The sequence below is a fragment of the Micromonospora sp. WMMD1076 genome (genome assembly GCF_029581475.1).
In the GTDB taxonomy this organism is placed as follows: domain Bacteria; phylum Actinomycetota; class Actinomycetes; order Mycobacteriales; family Micromonosporaceae; genus Micromonospora; species Micromonospora aurantiaca.
This window is the reverse complement of the sequence record NZ_CP120862.1, coordinates 4,986,539-5,002,990: the sequence shown is the minus strand read 5'-3', so window position 1 is coordinate 5,002,990 and position 16,452 is coordinate 4,986,539. Positions and strand designations below refer to the sequence as shown.

At 73.7% G+C, this 16,452-nt stretch carries 6 protein-coding genes; 4 read left to right on the top strand and 2 right to left on the bottom strand.

The genetic code is table 11. The annotated features are described in order from the left end of the window. The first annotated feature begins 10 nt into the window (after positions 1-10). From O7622_RS23150 to O7622_RS23140, 3 genes are all read left to right on the top strand, one after another. On the top strand, positions 11-5,491 hold the full coding sequence (locus O7622_RS23150) for a type I polyketide synthase (protein WP_282310303.1): 5,481 nt from the start codon (positions 11-13) through the stop codon (positions 5,489-5,491). Positions 5,492-5,578: 87 nt separating this feature from the next. After that, entirely contained in the window at positions 5,579-6,631 is a 1,053-nt protein-coding gene (locus O7622_RS23145) for an ABC transporter ATP-binding protein (protein WP_030498869.1), read from the top strand. After that, positions 6,628-7,467, top strand: a complete 840-nt coding sequence (locus tag O7622_RS23140; protein WP_282310302.1) for an ABC transporter permease — start codon at positions 6,628-6,630, stop codon at positions 7,465-7,467. The genes O7622_RS23145 and O7622_RS23140 overlap by 4 nt, the downstream gene beginning before the upstream one ends. A 109-nt stretch (positions 7,468-7,576) precedes the next feature. Here O7622_RS23140 and O7622_RS23135 read toward each other — a convergent pair whose 3' ends face one another. Continuing rightward, entirely contained in the window at positions 7,577-10,399 is a 2,823-nt protein-coding gene (locus O7622_RS23135) for an AAA family ATPase (protein ID WP_282310301.1), read from the bottom strand. Between the two features lie 506 nt (positions 10,400-10,905). Then, on the bottom strand, positions 10,906-13,764 hold the full coding sequence (locus O7622_RS23130) for a LuxR family transcriptional regulator (RefSeq protein ID WP_282310300.1): 2,859 nt from the start codon (positions 13,762-13,764) through the stop codon (positions 10,906-10,908). Positions 13,765-15,038: 1,274 nt separating this feature from the next. Here O7622_RS23130 and O7622_RS23125 point away from each other — a divergent pair. Next, positions 15,039-16,412: an AMP-binding protein gene (locus O7622_RS23125; RefSeq protein ID WP_282310299.1), complete on the top strand. Its 1,374-nt coding sequence runs from the start codon at positions 15,039-15,041 to the stop codon at positions 16,410-16,412. The last annotated feature ends 40 nt before the right edge of the window (positions 16,413-16,452 follow it).

Sequence of the window (16,452 nt, the reverse complement as noted above, 5' to 3'; positions counted from 1 at the left end):
GGAGCGCCCGATGAATGTTTCCCTGGACGAGGTCGTCGGCGCGCTGCGTGCGTCCCTGCTCGACAACCAGAAGCTCAAGCAGCAGAACCAGCAGCTCACCGCCGCGCTCAGCGAACCGGTAGCGATCATCGGCATGAGCTGTCGGTTCCCCGGCGGTGTCGGGTCACCCGAGCAACTGTGGGACCTGGTGGCCGCCGGCGGCGACGCGATGTCGGCGTTCCCGGACGACCGGGGCTGGAACCTGGGCGCGCTCTACGACCCGGACCCCGACCCCGACAGCCGGGGCACGTCGTACGTGCGCGAGGGCGGGTTCCTCTACTCCGCCGGGGACTTCGACCCGGCGTTCTTCGGCATCAGCCCCCGCGAGGCCCTCGCCATGGACCCGCAGCAGCGGCTGCTGCTGGAGACCGCCTGGGAGGCGTTCGAGCGGGCCGGCATCGACCCCACCCGGCTGCGCGGCGCGCCCACCGGCGTCTACGCGGCCACCAGCAGCCAGGGTGACTACGCGGCCCTGCTCACCGGGGTCACCGGCGGCGTCGAGGGCTACCTCGGCACCGGCAGCGCCGCAGCCGTGGCGAGCGGCCGGATCTCCTACGCCCTCGGGCTGGAGGGGCCGGCGGTCACCGTGGACACCGCGTGCAGCTCGTCGCTGGTCGCGCTGCACCTCGCCTGCCAGGCGCTGCGGCTGGGCGAATGCACGATGGCGCTGGTCGGCGGGGTGTCGGTGATGGCCACCCCGACCGTCTTCGTGGAGTTCTCCCGGCAGCGGGGCCTGTCCACCGACGGCCGGTGCAAGTCGTTCGCCGCCGCCGCCGACGGCACCGGCTGGTCCGAGGGGGCCGGCATGCTGCTCGTCGAGCGGCTCTCCGACGCCCGCCGCAACGGCCACCCGGTCCTCGCCGTGCTGCGCGGCAGTGCCGTCAACCAGGACGGTGCGAGCAGCGGGCTGACTGCTCCGAACGGCCCGTCGCAGCGCCGGGTGATCCGGCAGGCTCTGGCGAACGCGGGGCTGGGTGCCGACCAGGTGGATGCCGTCGAGGCGCACGGTACGGGCACCACGTTGGGTGATCCGATCGAGGCGCAGGCGCTGATCGCGACGTATGGGCAGGGCCGGTCCGTGGAGCGGCCGCTGTGGCTCGGCTCGGTGAAGTCGAACATCGGGCACACGCAGGCGGCGGCGGGTGTGGCCGGGGTGATGAAGATGGTGCTGGCGATGCGGCACGGGGTGCTGCCGCCCACGCTGCACGTGGACGAGCCCACCCCGCACGTCGACTGGTCGGCCGGGGCGGTGTCCCTGCTGACCGGCTCGCAGCCATGGCCGGAGACCGGGCAGCCACGCCGGGCCGCGGTCTCCGCGTTCGGCATCAGTGGCACCAACGCACACGTCGTCATCGAGCAGGCCGCCGCGACGGACACCGACGACGTCCGGCCGGCCGGTACGCCCGCCCCGCCGGTACCGTGGATCGTCTCGGCCCGCTCCGCGCCGGCCCTGGCCGGGCAGGCGCGGCGGCTGCTGGCGCATCTGGCCGATCACCCCGACCTGACGCCCGCCGACGTGGCGTACTCGCTGGTCACCACCCGGGCGGCCCTGCCGTACCGGGCAGCGGTGATCGGCGGGGACCGCGACGCGCTGCGGGCCGGCCTGCACGCGGTCGCCGAGGAGCGCGACACCCCCGGCGTGGTGCGAGGCGTGGCCCGCCCGGCCGGCAAGGTCGCGTTCCTCTTCACCGGGCAGGGCGCCCAGCGCCTCGGCATGGGCGCCGAGCTGTGCCGCCGGTTCCCGGTCTTCGCCGCCGCCTTCGACGAGGTGGCCGGGGAGCTGAACCGGCACTTGAGCCGGCCGCTGCGGGAGGTGGTCTTCGCCGAGACCGACTCGCCCGGCGCGGATCTGCTGGACCGTACCGAGTTCACCCAGCCGGCGCTGTTCGCCTACGAGGTCGCCGCATACCGGCTGGTCACCGCCTGGGGGCTACGCCCGCAGTTCCTGCTCGGCCACTCGGTCGGCGAGCTGGCCGCGGCACACGTCGCCGGGGTGCTGTCGCTGGCCGACGCGGCGACCCTGGTGGCCGCCCGGGCCCGGCTCATGCAGCAGTTGCCGCCCGGCGGGGCGATGCTGGCGGTGCAGGCGTCCGAGGCGGAGGTGGTCCCGCTGCTCGACGAGCGGGTGTCCCTGGCCGCCGTGAACGGCCCCCGGTCGGTGGTGCTCTCCGGCGACGAGGAGGCCGTGCTCGCGGCGGGGCGGCGGCTGTCCGCCGAGGACCGGCGGTCCCGTCGGCTGCGGGTCAGCCACGCCTTCCACTCCGCCCGGATGGACGCCATGCTGGCCGACTTCCGGATCGTCGCGGAGAAGGTCGCGTGGCACCCGCCGAACCTTCCGATCGTCTCCGACCGCACCGGCGAGCCGCTCACCGCCGCCCAGGCCACGGACCCGGGCTACTGGGTCGACCACGTCCGGGACACCGTCCGTTTCCACGCGGGCGTCGCCACCCTCGCCGCCGGCGGCGTCGGAACCTTCGTGGAACTCGGCCCCGACAGCGCCCTGACCGTGCTGGCCCGGGAGTGCCTGCCCGACATGGAACCGGCGGCCTTCGTGCCGCTCGCCCGCCGGGACCAGCCGGAGGCGACCACGCTGCTCGCCGCGCTGGCCGCGGTCGACCTGCGCGGTGCCGGGATCGACTGGGCGGCTCCCTTCGGCGGCAGCGACGCCGCGCGCGTCGAACTGCCCACCTACGCCTTCCACCGCGAGCGTTTCTGGCCGGACCCGCCCACAGTGGATCTCGTCCCGCCCGCCGCGACCGGAGAGGACGAGGAGTTCTGGGCGGCCGTGGCGCAGGGACGACCGGCCGAGCTGGCCGCCGCGCTCGGCCTGCCCGCCGACCGGCAGGACGCGCTCGCCGACGTGCTGCCCGCCCTCGCCTCCTACCGGGACCGGCGGCGTCGCGGATCGGAGCTGGACGGGCTGCGCTACCGCGCCGACTGGGAACGCGTCGACCCGCCCCCCGCCCGTACCACGCCGGCCGGCCGATGCCTGCTGGTGGCCGGGGCCGGCACCGACGCCACCGCGGTGCTCACCGTGCTGCGCGCCGAGGGCCTGGACCCGACACTGGTCACGGTCGGAGACGACCTGGACGCTGTCGCCCGGGCCTCGCTCGCCGACGGCACCTGGTCGGTCGTGGTCTCGCTGCTGGCGGCGGGGGAACCGGCGGCCGGCGCGGGAACCGGCGCGCTCGCCGGGACGGCCGCGCTGGTGCGGGCCCTCGCCGCTGCGGGGAACGGCACGCCGATGTGGACCGTGACCCGGGGCGCGGTGACCGTCGACGCGCACGACGCCGCTCCCGGCGTGGCCGGGGCGTACCTCTGGGGCCTGGGCCGGGTGCTGGCGCTGGAGCAGCCGCGCCTGTGGGGCGGGCTGGTCGACCTGCCGGCGGAGCCGGACGACGTCGCGCTCGCCGCGCTCGCCCGGGTCGTCGCGTCCGGCGGCGACGAGGACCAGGTGGCGGTACGCACCGGCGGGGTGTATGCCCGGCGGCTCCGCCGGGCCCCGGCCGGCGCCACCGATACGGACTGGCGGCCCCGCGGCGCGGTCCTGGTGCACGGGTCCGCGCAGGTGCGTACCCCGCACCTGCTGCGCTGGCTCGCCGAGCGCGGCGCGTCGCACCTCGTCCTCGTGGGGCCGGTGGCGGATGCCGACCCGCCCGGCCCGGACGTCACAGTCACCGCCGTCGGCGACCTGGACGGGCTGCCCGAGGTGCTGGACCGGCTGGCGGCCACCGGCAGCGAGATCCGCACCGTCCTGCACGTCGCCGACTCCGACGGGGCCGGCGACCCGGTGGCGGTGCTGGACCCGCACGACCTGGCCGACGCCGTGGCCGCCCGTACCGCCGCCGTGGAACTGCTCGGGCGGGCCTGCGCCGGCCTGCCGGTCGACGAGTTCGTCGTCTTCACCTCGACGGCCGCCGTCTGGGGCAGCGGGGGAGCGGCGGTCGCCGCCGCCGTGGGCGCCGGGCTGGCGGCGCTGGCCGCCGGCTGGCGCGCCGCCGGCCGCCCGGCCAGCGTCGTCGCGTGGGTGCCCTGGGCGGACGAGATCACCGATGCGGCGCAGTTGCGCCGCCGGGGGGTCCGGCCGCTGCCCGCCGACGTGGCCCTGTCCGCGCTGGGGCAGGCTCTGGTCCGCGGCGACGACCAACTGGCCGTGGCCGACCTCGACTGGCCCGCGTTCGTGCCGGCCTTCACCGCCGTACGGCCCAGCGCGCTGCTGCGCGGCGTGCCCGAGGCGACGGCCGGCGCGGAGCCGGAGGCCGGCGATGCCGCGACCGATCCCGCCCGCGCGCTGCGCGAGCGGCTGGGCGGCGTTCCGGCCGGCGACCGGCACCGGATCCTGCTGGACCTGGTCCGGGCGCGGGTGGCCACCGTCCTCGGGCACGCCTCGCCCAACGCGGTCGAGGCCGACCGGGACTTCCTGGAACTCGGTTTCGACTCGCTGACCGCACTGGAACTGCGCGACGCGCTGCGCCAGGAGACCGGGGCGGAGCTGTCGGCGACCCTGCTCTTCGACCACCCCACCCCTACGGCGCTGGCCGTTCACCTGCTCGGCCGGCTCCTCGGCGCGGCGGCGGCCGGGGACGGCGCGGACGACGCCGGTGGACCCGCCGGGGAGAGTGCCGGCGGCGGACTGCTCGGCGGGTTGTTCAACCAGCCGAAGGCGCGCGAGGACCCGGCCGGGTATGCCGAACTGCTGGTCAAGCTCGCCCAGTTCCGCCCCAGCTTCCGCGAGCCGGCGCAGCTCACCCGCCCGGCCGGTATCCTCCGGCTGGCCGAGGGCGGCGCCCGGGCGCAGTTGGTGTGCTGCTGCACGATGTCGCTGCTCTCCGGCGCGCACGAGTACGCCCGGCTGGCCGCCGGCTTCCGGGGCGTACGTGACGTGTGGGCCCTGCCCAACCCCGGGTTCGGCGTGGGCGAGGAGCTTCCCGCCGACCTCGACGCGCTGCTGCGGGTGCACGCCGACACGGTGCTGCGTACCGTCGGCGCCGGCCCGTTCGTGGTGGCCGGTCACTCCGGTGGTGCGATGGTGGCCAACCTGCTCGCCGGGGAGCTGGAACGCCAGGGCCGCCCGCCGGACGCGGTGGTGCTCATGGACACCTACCCGGCCGACAGCGAGGTGCTCGGCGGGTGGGTGCCGCAGCTTCTCGACGGGATGATCGACCGGGACACCGCGTACACGCCGATGGACGACTGGCGGACGACGGCGTGGGCGGGCTACCTGCCGCTGTTCCTGGACTGGCAGCCGACCGAGATGGCGGCGGCGACCCTGCTGGTGCGGGCCACCGAGCCGCTGGGGGAGTGGGACGGCGAACCGGACGGCTGGCGGTCGCGCTGGCCCTACCCGCACGAGGCTGTCGACGCGGCTGGCGACCACTTCAGCATGGTCGCCGACCGGGGGCCGGAACTCGCCGGCACGGTCCAGCGCTGGCTGGCCGCGCGGGGCCTGTGACCGGTTCCGCCCCTGGCGTGCCCCTAGCGCCCCCTATCGGCGCACATACATCTATCGGACCGACGTTCCAGGACGGAGCATGACGACGTGGACGAGGCAGTGGTGGTCACGGAGCTGGTCAAGCGGTACCAGCCCAACATGCCACCGGCGGTGGACGGGCTGAGTTTCTCCGTCGCCGCCGGTGAGGTCTTCGGCCTGCTCGGGCCGAACGGTGCGGGCAAGACGACGACGATCGGGGTGCTGACCACACGGGTGCGGGCCACCTCGGGCCGGGCCCGGGTGTGCGGCGCGGACGTGATCGGCTCGCCGGCCGCCGCCCGGCAGTTGCTGGCGGTCGTACCGCAGCGGGTGAACCTGGACCGGGCGCTGACCGTCCGGCAGAACCTGCTGTTCCACGCGGCCTACCACCGGGTGCCCCGGGCGCAGCGCATCCGGCGGGCGGACGAGTTGCTGGACCAGATGGGGCTCAAGGACTTCGCGAACCACCGCACCGACTTCCTGTCGGGCGGCCTCGCCCAGCGGACGATGATCGCCCGCGCGCTGATGCACTCGCCCCGGGTGCTCTTCCTCGACGAGCCGTCGGCGGGCCTCGACCCGCAGTCCCGGCTCTTCGTGCACGACCGGATCGCCGAGCTGAAACGGGACGGCGTGACAGTGGTGGTCACCACACACGACATGGACGAGGCGGAGAAGCTCTGCGACCGGGTCGGCATCGTCGACCACGGCAAGCTGCTCACCATGGACACGCCGTCCGCGCTGACCCGTACGCTGCCGGGCAGCAGCACCCTGACCCTCGTGGTGACCCCCGGCGCCTCCGCCGAGGAGGTGCGGGCCGCGCTCGATGCGATCCCCGACGTGGAGCAGGTGGAACACTTCAAGATGACCGCCAAGGTGCCCGTCGCCGCGCCGGCGTTTCCCGGCATGCCGGCGATGCCGATGCCCGCCCCGGTCCCGGACGCGCCCGCCGACTCGGACGCCCCCCTGTCCTTCCGGGTCTACACCAGCGGTCAGCCGGCCAACGCCATCCCGATGGCGATGAAGATCCTCGCCGACCTGGGTTGCGAGGTTCGTGACCTCAACATCGGCCAGCCCAGTCTGGAAGATGTCTTCATCCACCTGACCGGAAGGGAACTTCGGTGAGCGTCACCGCCCCCGCCCCCCCGTCCGCGCCGTCACCGCCCGCGGCGCCGCCGCCGGTGCGCGCGCTGGACCAGCTCGCCACCTTCCGCGCGGTGCTCTCGCGGGACCTGTTCGTCACCGGCCGGGAGCTGGTCGGCTTCCTGCTCCAGGTCTTCATCCAGCCGCTGTTCATGCTGCTGATCTTCGGCAAGGTGCTCAGCGACCTGGGCTACGCCAGCGACGACTTCTCCAACGTGCTGCTGCCCGGCGTCATCGCGCTGAACGCCTTCCTGATCGGCGTGGAGAACACCGCGCTGCCGATGATGATGGACTTCTCCTTCACCCGGGAGATCGAGGACCGCCTCCTGGCGCCCATGGCGACCCCGCTGGTGGCGCTGGAGAAGATCGTTTTCGGGGGCATCCGTGGCCTGATCGCCGGTGTGGTGCTGATCCCGGTCGGCATGCTCATGCTCGGTGTCACCTGGCCCTGGGCGGTGGTGCTCAAGGTGGTCGGGGTGTTGGCGATCGGCGCGCTCGTCGGCGCGGCGGTCGGTCTCGCCTTCGGCACCCTGGTGCCCACGCAGCACATCCAGATCATGTTCACCGTGGTGATGACCCCGATCATGTTCACCGGTGCCACCCAGTTCCCGCTGCTCGGCCTGGACTCGCTGCGCTGGTATCAGGTGATCTGTTCGCTGAACCCGCTGACCTACATCAGCGAGGCGACCCGGTCGCTCGTCGGCCCGCCGGGGGTCGAGTCGCTGCCGCTCTGGCTGTGCATGTGTGTCCTCACCGGGGTCTTCGTGGCGTTCTCGGCGATCGGCATGCGTGGCTTCATGCGTCGCGCCATGGACTGACCGCCCGAAATTGCGGTCCGCCGAGGGCCCGAACCGCTCCTGCGGTTCGGGCCCTCGGCTTTGCCCCGTGTCGCAGGGGGCCGGTGTCACCGCGTCCCTGCGACAGCCGTCAGGACGTGGCGCTCTGTGTCTCGTCGGCCAGCGTCTCGGCGTACACGACGAGCCGGGACGGCAGGTCGGTCCGGCGCTTCACGTCGAGCTTGCGGTAGACCCGGGTCAGGTGCTGCTCGACAGTGCTCACCGTGATGAAGAGCTTGCTGGAGATCTGGCGGTTGGTGTGGCCCTGTGCGGCCAGCGCGGCAACGCGCCGCTCGGCGTCGCTCAGCCCGTCGTCCGGTTCCTGGAGTTCGGCGGCGGCCGGGTACGCCGGCAGTCCACTGCCCGGCTCCCGGCGGATCAGCCGCTGAGCCAGCACCGACGCCCCGCAGTCCTGCGCGAGCTGGTAGGCGCGGCGGACGAGCAGCCGGGCGCGGGCGGAGTCTCCGGCGCGCTGGAGCGTCTGACCGGTGTCGCCGAGGGCGCGGACGAGCTCCAACCGGTCGCCGCTGGACTGGAGCAGGTTGACCGCCTCGGAGAGCAGCTTGCGCCGGTGGTCCTGGGCGGCGGTGGTGGCGAGCAGGCGCAGCGTACGGCCCCGGGTCCGGTCGTCGACCCCGTGCGGCACCCGCAGTTGCTCCTGCAGGAGCTGCATGGCCTGCGTCTTGTTGCCGACGCTGAGCTGCACCCGGGCCAGCTCCAGCCGCCACGGCACCAGTCCGGCCGCGTCGATCCCCCACGTGCGCATCAGCTCGCCGCAGCGTCGCAGGTCGGTGGTGGCGGCGTGCGGCCGGCGTACGGCCAGGTGGTGCCGGCCGCGTGCGGCCAGGTAGTGCAGGCCCAATGGGGTGCGGAACATGCCGGGCGGGGTCGGGTGGGCCAGCCACCGGTCGGCCTCGGCGAACCGGCCCGACTCCGTCGCGGACGCGATCAGGGTGGACAGCGGTCCGGCGATCGCCACTCCCCAGGCGGGGGCGGGCATGTCCTCCAGGGCCGCGCGGACGTGGTGCTCGGCACCGGGCAGATCGCCGACGCGCAGGGCCGCCTCCGCCCGGATCGCCCGGATCACCGCCCGCCAGCCCGGCGCGTGCTGAACCACCGGCCGGTCGAGCAGCACGTCACCCCAGACCGCGGCCCGGTCCGACCGGCCGGCCCAGAGCAGCGCCAGCAGGGGCGCGGTCAGCAGGCCGAGGGTGCCGTCGTCCGTGTGGTGGCGCTGCAGGATCTGCTCGGCGGTCGGCACCGTGTCGCTGTCGGCGGTCGGCGTCAGAGCGGTGCCGAGCACCGTGACCGCCTGCAGGAGCGGGCTGACGGTGGTCGGGGCGCTGGCCGCGCGGCTCCAGGTGGCCGGGGTCTGCCGTACGCTCGCCAGGTGGTCCGGGTGGGAGAGGGAGACCAGAAGCTGCATGATCCGCAGGCGGCCGGGCGGGGTGGCCGGAGCCTGCTCCTCGTCCGCCGAGAAGCCGCTGACGGCCTCGGCAGCCTCGTCGACGCGGCCCTGCCAGAGCAGGTACGGCACGGCGGAGAGGCTCGCATCGGTGGACCAGCCGGCGGCCCGCGCCGTCTGCACCAGCTCCGTCAGTTGCCCGTTCACCGTCAACGGGTTGAGCTGCCAGCGGGCATTCACCAGCATCTCGGTGGTGGCGGTGCGTTGCCGCTCGTCCACCGGCGCGCTGGCGAGCAGCCGCAGGCAGGCTGCCGCCACGTCGGGCCGGCCGGACGAGAGCGCGTGGCCGGCGGCGTCCTGGAGCACCGGCACCCGCCAGCCGGCCACCGTCGCACCGGCGGCCACGAGGTGCTCGGCGACCACGCTCGCCTCGGCGCCGCGGTCGTGCAGCACCTCGGCGGCCCGCTGGTGCAGGCCGCGCCGCTCGTCGGCCGACATGTCAGCGAGGATCGAGTGCAGGATGCGCGAGTGGCGTAGCTGGTCGGACTCCATCAGACCCGAGGTACGCAACACCCGCACCGCCGGGACCGTGGTCGCGGGCATCACGTCGAGGAGGTGGCCGAGCAGTTCGGTCGACGCGGGCCGGTCGAGCACGGCGAGCGCCTGGGCCACCCGGCGTACCCCGGGCTCGTGGCGGTAGAGGCACCCGAGCACGGCCTGGTCGAACGCGTCACCGACGGACGGAACGTCGTGGTCGCTGCCCTCGCCACCGGCCCGTTCGTCGAGCAGCGCCCGGGTGAGCAGTGGATTGCCTCCGGTCATCCGTACGTAGTGTTCCGCGGTCCTGCGGGCGTCCGCGTCGTCGACGGCGCCCTCGACCAGCCGGGCCACGGCGTCGACGGTCAGCGGTGGCAGGCCGATCCGGGAGAAGTGCGGCTGGCTGAGCAGCTCGGCGCGGAACAGCGGGTGCGGCGGGCGCAGCGTCGACGCCTCCGCGAGCACGACCATGATCCGGGCGTGGCGCAGTCGCCGGGTCACGTAGAGCAGGCAGTGCAGTGAGGCCGGGTCCGCGTGGTGCACGTCGTCGACGAGGAGGATCAGGGGCCCGTTGGCCGTCAGGTCGACCAGGGTGGTGAAGAGGCCGTGCAGCAGGGGCGCCCAGGCCCGGTCTCCGTCGGACGCCTCGCCGCCGACTTCGGGCAGCGGCACCGCGGCGGTGGCGTCGCGCAGCAGCTTCTCGACGTGGGCGGCGGCCTCCGGGGCGAGTCGTGCACTGTGGAAGAGCTGCCCGACGACTCCCAGGTGGAGACCGCGCTCCGCCCGTGAGCCGGTCGCGCTCATCACCTGCCCGCGGGAGCCGGCCGTCCACTCGCCGAACGACTCCAGCAGGCTGGTCTTGCCGCTGCCCACGGCACCGGTGACCAGCGCGACGTGTCCGCGCTGCTGCTCCTCGCAGGCGTGGAACACGCGCCGCAGACGGGTGATCTGTTCCTCTTGCTGAACCAGCACCTGCGCGTAAGCCCTTCTTGTACGCGGCGCGGGCCTGGAAACGCCGGTGCGGCCCGACACCGCCACCCCTGCCGGAGACAGCCGCCCCTCCGCCCGCGTCTCGCCGGGTAGGGGTGGAGCGCGCCGGGCGGCCACGCCGGGTGGACCTGAAATCCTTCGGCGGACCGGTCTTCTAGCCGTACGGTCCGCGTGATGAGGCGAGTCTGGCACCGGCGTGATGGTGCGACAACGGGCGTGAGACCCCATCGTTTCGCACACAAACCTGCGGCCCCGAAAGGCGTTTAGGGGTTGCGCGATCCGGGGTGAGGGGTGTTGGAGCCGACCGGCCCGGGGAGGCGACACGCCAGTGAACGGCCGGTGTCGGGCGTACAGCTTGATGGTGCCACACCGCGACTCCCGGCGGTACCCACAGTGGTGGTGGACGGACTCTTCGCGACGGTGGGCGACGGCGACGGCGACGGTCGCGTGACACCCGGCGGGTGTTCCGTGCGGAACCCCGACCGGGATCAGCGTGGCCGAGGGCCGGACGGACGGCCGCCCGGGGGGTCGGTGCCCCGCGTCAGCGGATCCAGCACCGTCGTACCGGGGCGGTCGAGCCGCAGGCGTCCGGCGAGTTCGCTGCGCGAGCTGACGTCCAGCTTCCGGTAGATGCGCGTCATCCGCTGTTCGATCGCGCTGACCGTCAGGAAGAGCTTCTCGGCGATCTCACGATTGGTGTGACCCTGGGCGGCCAGGGTGGCCATCCTGGATTCGGCGTCCGTCAGGCCCTGGACCACGACCGCCGCACCCGCCCGGCTGCCGGTGGCACCGTCCCTGGCGGACAGGGCGCTGGGCCACAGCGTCGGGATGCCGCACTCCTCCGCGAGAGCCCGGGCCGACCGGGTCGCGGCGCGGGCCTGCCGCCGGTCGCCGGCCTGCTCGTAGGCATGACCGAGGTCGGCGAGGTTGTGCGCCAGCTCCATCCGGTCGCCGCACTGCCGCAGCAGCCGTACGGCGCTGCGCAGGTGCGGGATCCGTTCCTGTCCCTCCTCGGTCGCGGCCAGAACCCGCAGGGCCGCGGCCCGGTACCGGACGTGGAGGGGCCGCAGCCGGGTCAACTCGTCGCGCACCAGCTTGCGCGCCTGCTGACGGCGGCCCATCCGGAGCAGTGCCCGAGCCGACTCGGTGCGCCACGGCACGAGACCCGAGAAGTCCAGCTTCCACCGCTGCATGAGTTGCCCGCAGAGCTGGAAGTCGGCCAGCGCGGCCTCGGGGCTTCCCGCGGCGAGGGCGTGCGTCCCGCGGGCGTGCAGGTAGTGCAGCCCGAGCGGGGTTTCGAAGGTCGCCGGCGGCACCGGGACCTGGAGGCAGGCGGCCGCCGTGTCGAGCTGGTCCATAAAGGTCAGGGCCCGTATCCGGACGGCGAGAGGTATCCCGATCACCACCCCCCAGCCCTTCGGCGAGAGCTGCCCCAGTGCCTCGTCGGCGAGCTTGCCGGCGCGGGGAAGGTCGCCGAGCCGGCCGGCGACGGCGGCCCGCAGGGCGGTGAGCGTGGCCGAGGGGGTGGGGTGGTGCGGGGTAACGAGGTGGCGGCCCAGCCGGTCGCACCAGTCGTCGGCCAGGTCGAGCTGATCGGCGTAGATCATGGCGACGAGGGCGCAGATCGCCCTCCACATGTGCGGTTCGTCGTCCGGCCCGGTGGTCGACAGCGTCCGCTCGGCCTCCTCGACCACGCCGGCGTCACCCCGGGCCAGTACGCCGGACAGCAGGATGACCCCGCTGAGCCCGTGCTTGACCCGGGCCAGCGTGAGCGGATCCCGCGCGGCCACGGCGGGGGCGGGCCGGTCGACCACGACCCCGGGATAGAGCGTCGAGATCCAGCCGGTGATGACGAGCAGCTCGGCCACGGACTGCGGATCGGCGGCATCCGCCCGCTCGCTCAGGTGCCTGACCAGGTCGACGGCCTTGTCGATCTCACCGTGCCAGAGGAGGTACTGGATGGGACCGGCGGCCTGTTGGCTGCCGAGGTGCCCGGCCCGGATGGCGGTGGCGACGCCGACCAGGTGAGGGATCGTGGCCTGCGGGTCGAGCCGCCACTCGGCGCGTGCCAGCGCGGAGCGGATCCGCGCCCGCAGGCACTCGCCGACACCACTGCGGTGCGCCCGGCGCAGGTACCGCAGGGCGGTCTCCACCTCGCCGTCGAGCAGCGCCTGCTCGCCGGCGTCCAGCAGGGTCTGCGCCATCCAGGGCTCGGCCAGCTCGCCGATGCCCACCAGGTGCGGCGCGATCCGCGCCGGGGGCGCGCCGTCGTCGTGCAGCAGGCGGGCCGCTCCCAGATGCAGCCGTACGCGTTCCTCGGCGGTCATCCCGTCGATCACGGCCTGGGTCACAGCCGGATGGCGCAACCCCTGTTCGTCGATCAGCCCCGCGCTGGTCGACCTGTCGACAGCGCCCAGCGCGGGGTGCGACCGGGCGTCGACGAGGTGCGGCAGCAGGCTGCCGTGCAGCGGCTCACCGGTCACGGCGAGCACCCGGGCGGCGTTGAGCACCAGGTGGTCGCAGCGGTACAGGCAGCTCAGCACGGCCTCCCGGAACGACTCGCCGACCGCCGGGGCGTCGGCGGACCGTGGCGCGGCCGCCTGGTCATCGGCGAGCGCGTGCACCAGGAGCGGATTCCCGCCGCTGATCCGGTGGCTCTCCTCGGCGATGCTGCGGGCGAGCGGGATGTCGAGCCGTTGGGCGAGGAGCTGGAACGTCCCCTCGGCGGTGAGCAGCGGCAGGCGGATGCGGTGCAGGCTCGCCGGTTGCAGCATCTCGGCGTGCACGTCCGCCCGCCACGGCCGGGTGCGTGGCGCCTCCGTCAGGACGATCAGTACGGGTAGGCCGGAGAGCCGCCGGGCCACGTAATCGAGGCAGCGCAGCGACGGCACGTCCGCGTGATGGATGTCGTCCACCACGATGACCAGCGGCCCCCGGGAGGTCAGTTCGAGCAGGGCGCGCCCGATGGCGGCGGTGAGCCGGGCGTTCTCCGCGTCCGCCGGATCGGCGTCGTTCCACGCGAGGGCACCCGCGTCCAGCAGACTGGCGAGGCGGGCCCGGATGTCGGGGGCGTCCGCGGCGCACAACGGCACCGCGCGGACGAGCTGCCGGACGACCTCCAGCGGTACGCTGCGCTCCGCGCGGGAGGCGCTCGCGCCGACGACACGTGCTCCGGCGTCGCAGGCGCGCCGGGCGAAGGTCTGTGCGAGCGCGGTCTTGCCGGAGCCGACCGGGCCGGTCAGCACGGTCACCGGCCGGTCGGTCGGCGCGGCGCCGCCGCCGCCGAGCAGGTCTGCGAGTCGGCGCTCCAGCAGGTCGAGCTGGCTTGAACGCTCGGTCAGCTCCATCGCCACCCCCTCCGGGGTAGGGCCGCTTGCCCTGGGCGGCCCGACAGCTCGACCAAATTGGAGACCGGCAATTCTTGACCCATTCCATTATCGGCAAGTATCGACGGGCGTCGAGCTTCGCCGGTGAGCCATCGACCGACTTGACCGGTTGGCCGCTGCGAGCCGTGTTCCCGTGTGTGTCGGCGATAATTCCCCAGCTCCTTCGGGGTCGACACTTCCTATCGACCTCCGTGATGGTGGGAGTATGGCAGTTGGGCAATTGGGCGGCAAGCCGAGTTGTGTAAAGGATGAGCAAACATGGGTTACTCGTCTCGGGTGGCCCGGCCGGAGATGGCGACGGAAAGTCGCCGGCTGGTCCCGTACCGTGACAGAGCGCTCCCATGAGCCGATGGTTCCGCTTATCCGGCCCGCCCGCTGATTGGCCTCTGAGCTTTTCCGTGCCAACCGGGCGTCCGGCCGTCGCCGGTCGCTCTCGCCGAGGAGGCCGACGCCGCCCGCGGTTGCGGCGTGCGGAGACGCCGAGCCGGGTGTCACCGTGGTTGAACTCGGCGTTCGTGACTCCGCCCGTGCCGATCCCGGCGACGGCGGCGTGGTGCCGGAAGCTGGCGTGGAGGTGTCGTCCGGCCACCGGCGTGGGCCGTGGGGCCTGGTCGGGTGTCTCGGCAATTGCCGGAGGCGCTCGATTGTTGCGATGTAAGGCATCGGTGCCGGAACTGCGACCGATGCCTGTCCGATTCTGCCGGCGGTCGTTGCTTGGTGCGCGTCATCGAGCCACGATTCGGACGTTTGGGAGATTCTGCGATTATGTTGTTAAAAAAGAATTATGCATCCGGGTGCCTGTTGGTCGCGGAGGTCTGCGGTTTCATTCGGCCCGGCGGCTGGTCTAATGCGGAACACGTCAAGGCGATAAAGTCGTGACGCGAGCTGCCACGCATTAATAAAGACACTTTCCGGTCGATGTTCGCTCGCCGAGGACGAATGCGGTCTCTGCATTGTTCGCCGAGCCGTGGTGAGCGCTCGGGCCGACCGTTGTATCAGGACGGACGGGATCCGGTCCTAGCTGGACAGTAGGCCCCGGCAGGGGGGATCCGGACTCGGTGGCTAGGGGTTGTGCCCGACGATAGCCCGGCCCTAATTTCGGGGCACCCGGTCTCCATCGTCGGGATAGCCGGACATGGGGCCGTGCAGGCCCGAGACCTGAAGGGTTCTGTGGTCGTCGTGATGTCCCAGCCGCCGCCGCGACTCGTTGCGGCCCCGCGCAGGGGATAGCGGAGATGACATTGCTGCCGGTGCTGCGGGGATTCGGTGCGGATCGGGCCGACGCGGTCACGGTGGCCGGAGAAGCCCTCTCCAGCGAGGCCCTGCTGGGCTGCGTCACAGCGGTCGCCGATCGGATCAGGGGCGCGACGGCGGTCGCGGTCGACGGCACACCGACGCTGGAAGCGGTGGTCGGAATGCTCGGCGCCGTCCTCGCGGGGGCGCCGCTCGTACCGCTGCCTCCCGGCGCCGACGAACGCGAACGCAGCCGCATCCTGCGGCAGTCCGGGGCGACGGTGATCCTCGGCCGTGCCCCGTCCGGGGCCGACGGCCTGCCCGCGATCCCGGTCGACCTGCGAGAACACGCCTCGACGCGGCATCCCGAGCCCGCCCCGGGCAGCGACGCCGTCATCCTCTACACCGGTGGCGCATCAGGGCCGCCACGAGGGGTGCGCATATCGCGCCGCGCCATCGCCGCCGACCTCGACCTTCTGGCCCGTGCGTGGCACTGGAGCGAGGAGGACGTGGTCGTCCAGGGCACCCCGCTGTTCCGGGCGTACGGTCTGGTCGTCGGCCTGCTCGGCGCACTGCGGGCCGGTAGCCGTTTCGTCCACCTCGACCACGCCGGCACCGGGCCGGTCGGCTCCGTGCACCTGGCGTCGCCCGACCAGTGGGCGAGGATGGCGCTGGACGGCCACCGGGCCCGGCCGCTGTCCGCGGCGCGGATGCTCGTCTCCGCGGACGGCCCGCTGCCCCGCGCCGTGGCCGAGCGGCTCCGGCTGCTCACCTCGCACCGGCCGGTGCAGGCATACGGCACCACCGAGACGCTCGTCGCGCTGACCGGGCGGGCCGGCGACCGTACGGTTCCGGGCGCTGTCGGCACCCCCCTGCCCGGCGTCGAGACGCGCGTGCTGGACCGCGAGGACCGGCCGGTGCCGGCCGACGGCGAGTCGGTGGGCGAGCTGAGCGTCTGCGGGCCGACGCTGTTCAGCGGGTACGTCGGCGGGCGGAGCCTCGCCGCCGGTCGCTGGCACGCCACCGGGGACCTGGTCAGCGTGGCCCCCGACGGCACGTACCGGATTATCGGGCGGTGCGGGCTCGACGTGGTGCACAGCCGGGGCCGGCGGATGCCCGCCAGGCAGATCGAGGAGGCGTTGCTGAGCCACCCCGGCGTACGCGACGCCTCCGTCGTCGGCACGCCGCACCACGTGCTCGGCGAGCAGGTCACCGCCTACGTCGTCGCCGAGGGGGTGACCGCGCAGGTGCTCATCGACCACGTCGGCCGGTACCTCTCGGCGGGCCAGCGCCCCCGGCGGGTGCACTTCGTCGACGAGTTGCCGCGCAGCGCCCTCGGGCGGATCAGGAAGTCCCTGCTGATCGCCGATGGCTGAGCCGACCGGGCGGCGGGCGGCGGTGACCCGCCCCCGCCAC